Raw genomic sequence first — 4,539 nt, 5'->3', positions numbered from 1 at the left:
GCCAGGGGGCACCGGCGCGGGCGCGTCCTGATCAGGAGTCGCGACGCCTGGTCTCGTCGTCGCGCTCCACGTCGACCTGCTCGCTGCGGACCTCGTCCCGGACGTGCTGCTCCTCGGTGACGGTCTGCTTGTCCAGCCGCACCTGCTCCACCGGCTTGGTCCGCTTCTCCACGACCGGCTCCTCCCGGCGGAGGGTGACCTCGGTCTCCTCCTCGGCGAACGCGCGATCGGTCGGTGCGCCGTCGGCGGGCTCGCGCACCACGCGGACCTCCTCGTGCGTCACCGGCACGGAGATGTCCTTCTGCTCGGTCACGGTGTGCTTGACCAGGCGCACGCGGCCGGCTTCGACCTGGCGCGTGCCGACGTCGAGCTCCTCCTCGTACCGGGTGACCGAGTCGCCGCCTCGGGCGTCGTGGCGGCCCGCCGGTCCCGGCGTGGGGGTCTGCCGCGGCGCGGGCGCCTGCGGGCGTGCCTCGGGGCGGGCCTGACCCGCCATCGGACGACCGGGCTGCCCGGCGGTGGGCGCGGACCCGGTCCCGGTGCGACCCCGGTTCGGCAGCTTGTCGTGGTCACCGGTGCGGTGGCTCGGGATCAAGCCGTAGTACTCGTACAGCTCGTCCTGCTGCCGGTCCGACATGTGCTCGTCGGCCACGTCGATCCGCGGCGCGTCCTTCACCTGCTGCTTGTCCACGGGCACGGTGATGACGCCGTTGCCCATGGTCGCGTCCTGGATCGGCACGAACGACTCCTTGAGGCCGAACAGGCCCGTGTGCACCGAAGCCCACATCGGTCGGCCGTCCCGGTCGTCGAGCCAGATCTGCTTCACCGAGCCGATGCGCTCACCGTGCTCGTCGATCACGTCGCAGTCGTACAAGCGGTCCACTTCGGCCTGGTTGATCATGGCCGGGTCCCTTCGCGTGTCGTTTACGTCCCGAGTGGGGTTTCCCGACGCCAAGGGCCACCTATTCGGCCGCCACCTGTTCGTGTGAGGCTTTGTGCCCCGAAAGAGATTCAGAGTCGCCGGTTGGCCAGGACCGGCAATGTTTCCCTCGCCCGCGACACGCTCTCCACGTCCACGTCGGTCAGGACCAGCCCCGGATCGCCCGCCAACTGCTCGACCACCGCGCCCAGCGGCGAGACCACCGCGCTGAAGCCGACCCCCGTGGGCGCACCGCCGTGGTCGACCCCCGGGTCGGCTTGGCCGCAAGCCAGCACCCACGACGTGCAGTCCAGCGCCCGCGCGCGCACCAGCAGCTCCCACTGCTCGCGCTTGCCCGGCCCCGCGCCCCACGACGCGCACACCAGCACGGCCGTCGCACCGCGGTCCGCCAGCGCCCGGAACAGCTCCGGGAACCGCACGTCGTAGCAGGTGGCCAGGCCCAGCGTGACCCCGTCGACCTCGACCGTCACCGGCGCGGCGCCGGGCGCGACCGTGCGCGACTCGGTGAAGCCGAACGCGTCGAACAGGTGGATCTTGTCGTAGCCGAGGTGGTGGCCACCGCCCGTGACCAGCAGCGTGTTCGTCACCCGGCCGTCCGGCGCGGGCGTGAACATGCCCGCCACGACGACCACGCCGTGCTCGTCGGCGATGTCGCGCACCGCGCTCGCCCACGGCCCGTCCAGCGGCTCGGCCACCGGGCCCAGGGGCACGCCGAACCGGCACATCGCGGCCTCGGGGAACACCACCACACGGGCGCCGCCGGCCGCCGCGCGCCCGGTCTGCGAGCGCACCAGCGCGAGGTTCGCCGCCGGGTCGGTGGACGAGCTGATCTGGCACAGGGCGACACGCATACGGCCCACTCTAGGTAGTGTCGGGTCTCGTGCGCTCCCTCCTGCCCCCGCTCGTCGTCGCAGCCGTCCTCGCCGCCGCGGGCTGCACCGGCACGACGACTCCGAGCGCCGAGGGCACCTCGGACAACAGCGCGCTCGTGCTGGCCGACCCGATCGAGCCGACCACGCTGAACCCGCTGCTCGGCTACGGCCGCGAAGGCGTGTCCAAGCTGTACGACGGGCTGGTCGAGCACCGCGCGGACGGTTCCGTGCGCCCCCAGCTCGCGGCGGACGCCCCCAAGCCGTCCCCGGACGGGCTGACCTGGACCGTGGCGCTGCGCGCGGACGTGAAGTTCACCGACGGCACGTCGTTCGGCCCCGAGGACGTGGTGGCCACCTACCGGGCGCTGCTGGACCCGGCGTCCGGCTCGACCGAGCGCGCCGCCCACGCGGAGCTGACCGGCGTGGAGCAGCTCGACGTGCACACGGTCCGGTTCACGCTGGCGCGGCCGTGGGCGGCGTTCCCGCACACCCTGGTGCTCGGCATCCTGCCCAGCGAGGCCCTCGGCGGCCCGCTGCCCGACGTGCGCGCGGTCGGCACCGGCCCGTACAAGCTGGTCGAGTGGCGCAAGGGCGACCGGATGGTGCTGGAGTCCAACGCCGCGTACTTCGGCGGCGAGCCGAAGATCCGCAAGCTGACCGTGGTGTTCGTGCCGGACGACAACACGCGGGCCCAGCGGATGCAGGCGGGCGAGTTCGACGGCACCGAGCTGCCGCCCCGGCTGGCCACGTCGTCCGGCAACGCCAACGGCATGCGCCTGATCACCCACCGCAGCGCCGACCTGCGTGCCGTCACACTCCCGGGTGGTCCCGTGACGGGTGACGCGGCGATCCGGATGGCGTTGAACCACGCGGTCAACCGCAAGGGCATGGTCGACAACCTGCTGGGCGGCAAGGGCGCGGTGGCGAGCACGCCGGTGCCGGACACGCTGCCGGAGTTCGTGGAGACGGGCGCGCGGTTCGCCTACGACAAGCCGCAGGCCGAGCTGGTGCTGGACCAGGCGGGCTGGGTGCGCGGCGCGGACGGCGTGCGGGCGCGCAACGGCGTGGCCGCACGGTTCACCCTGATGTACCCGATCGGAGACGTGGTGCGCGCCGACCTGGCCACCGCGTTCGCCGCCGACGCCAAGGCGGTCGGCGTCGACGTGCAGCTGGCCGGGCTGGGCTGGGACGCCATGACGCCGAGGCTGGGCGTGGACGCGCTGCTGCACGGCGGCGGCACCCCGTTCGACCCGGACCTGATGACCTACCGGCCGCTGCACACCGGCAACCCGTGGGGCTACTCCAGCCCGCAGGTCGACGCCGCCCTCGACACCGGGCGCTCGCTGCTGGACCCGGCGCAGCGGGCGGCGGCGTACAAGCAGTTCCAGCGGGCGTACGTGGCCGCGCCGGGCATGGTCGTGCTCGCGTCGGTGCAGCACACGTACGTGGTGCGGGAGAACTGGAACGGCTACCAGGCGGTCGTGGACCCGTACGAGCACGGCGCGCTGTCCTGGGGCCCGTGGTGGAACCTGGAGAAGTGGACGCCCCGCTAGCGCGGTCCTTCCTGCATCCTGGTGGCGGCGGTGGGGGCCACGACCTTAAGGGGACGCAGTGACGATCTTCCTCGACTCAGCCGGGTCCTCGCTGCCACCGACCGAGGTGCTGGACGAGGTGGTCGGCCACCTGCGGCGGGAGGCGGAGGTCGGCGGGTACGTCGCCGCGCGGGAGCGGGAGGACGACCTGGAGGCCGGGTACGGGGTGTTCGCGGAGCTGCTGGGCGCCGAGCCGGACGAGGTGGCGTTCAGCGACAGCGCGACGAGGTCGTGGCTGACCGCGTTCGACTCGGTGCCGCTGGCCGCGGGCGACCGGGTGCTGTTCAGCGAGGCCGAGTACGCGGGCACCGCGATCCCGATCCTGCACCGGGCGCGCGAGGTCGGCGCGAGCGCGGAGGCCGTGCCGTCCGACGAGTTCGGGCAGATCGACGTCGACGCGTTGAAGGACCTGCTGGACGAGCGGGTCAAGCTGGTCTCGCTGGTGCACGTGCCGACCAACGGCGGGTTGGTGAACCCGGCGCGCGAGGTGGTCGACGCGGCGCACGAGGTCGGCGCGCTGGTGCTGCTGGACGGGTGCCAGTCGATCGGCCAGCTCTCCGTGCGCGCGGACGAGCTGGGCGCGGACATCATCACCGGCACCGGCCGCAAGTGGCTGCGCGGTCCGCGCGGCACCGGCGTGCTGGTCGTGCGCCGGGAGGTCGCCGCCCGCCTGCGCCCGAGGCTCGTCGACCTGCACAGCGCCGAGTGGGTCGCGCCCGACGAGATCCGGCTGCGCGACGACGCGCGGGTCCACGAGGTGTGGGAGGCGAGCACCGCCGACCGGCTCGGGCTCATCGCCGCGGCCCGGTACGCGCTGGCCAAGGGCCTGGACGTGATCGAGCGCGAGGTCGGGGAGCGCGCGACGCGGCTGCGCGGGGGACTGGCCGAGCTGCCCGGCGTGACGGTGCGCGACCTGGGCGTGCGCAAGGCGGGCATCGTCACGTTCACCGTGGACGGGCTGCCGGCGACCGAGGTGCGGGACCGACTGGCCGCCGCGGGCGTCACGGTCACCGTCAGCGGCGCGTCGTCCACGCTGCTGGACATGACCAGGCGCGGGGTCCAACGGGGGGTGGGGGGCGCGCCCCACTACATAGTCGAGGCCCCGCCGGTCGGTCAAGCCGGCGCCGGCGGGTGT

General features: G+C 73.6%; 4 protein-coding genes. 2 read left to right on the top strand and 2 right to left on the bottom strand.

What is annotated here, in order from left to right:
* Window positions 1–31 precede the first annotated feature (31 nt).
* Together AB0G02_RS29310 and AB0G02_RS29305 are read right to left on the bottom strand one after the other, a co-directional pair.
* Window positions 32–901: a DUF2382 domain-containing protein gene (locus tag AB0G02_RS29310; RefSeq protein WP_360800126.1), complete on the bottom strand. Its 870-nt coding sequence runs from the start codon at window positions 899–901 to the stop codon at window positions 32–34.
* 110 nt (window positions 902–1,011) lie between these two features.
* A complete protein-coding gene (locus AB0G02_RS29305) occupies window positions 1,012–1,791 on the bottom strand; it encodes a carbon-nitrogen hydrolase family protein (RefSeq protein ID WP_360800123.1) in 780 nt (259 codons plus the stop codon).
* A gap of 29 nt (window positions 1,792–1,820) precedes the next feature.
* On the opposite strand from AB0G02_RS29305, the gene AB0G02_RS29300 reads away from it, so the two are divergent.
* On the top strand, window positions 1,821–3,365 hold the full coding sequence (locus AB0G02_RS29300) for an ABC transporter substrate-binding protein (RefSeq protein WP_360800121.1): 1,545 nt from the start codon (window positions 1,821–1,823) through the stop codon (window positions 3,363–3,365).
* A 58-nt stretch (window positions 3,366–3,423) separates the two neighbouring features.
* Window positions 3,424–4,539: aminotransferase class V-fold PLP-dependent enzyme (locus AB0G02_RS29295; protein WP_360800118.1), on the top strand; the 1,116-nt coding region annotated here is incomplete at its 3' end.

Source organism: Actinosynnema sp. NPDC023658, assembly GCF_040639995.1.
GTDB lineage: Bacteria > Actinomycetota > Actinomycetes > Mycobacteriales > Pseudonocardiaceae > Actinosynnema.
Note: the sequence above shows the minus strand (reverse complement) of the source record. Positions and strands in the feature narration are given on the sequence as shown.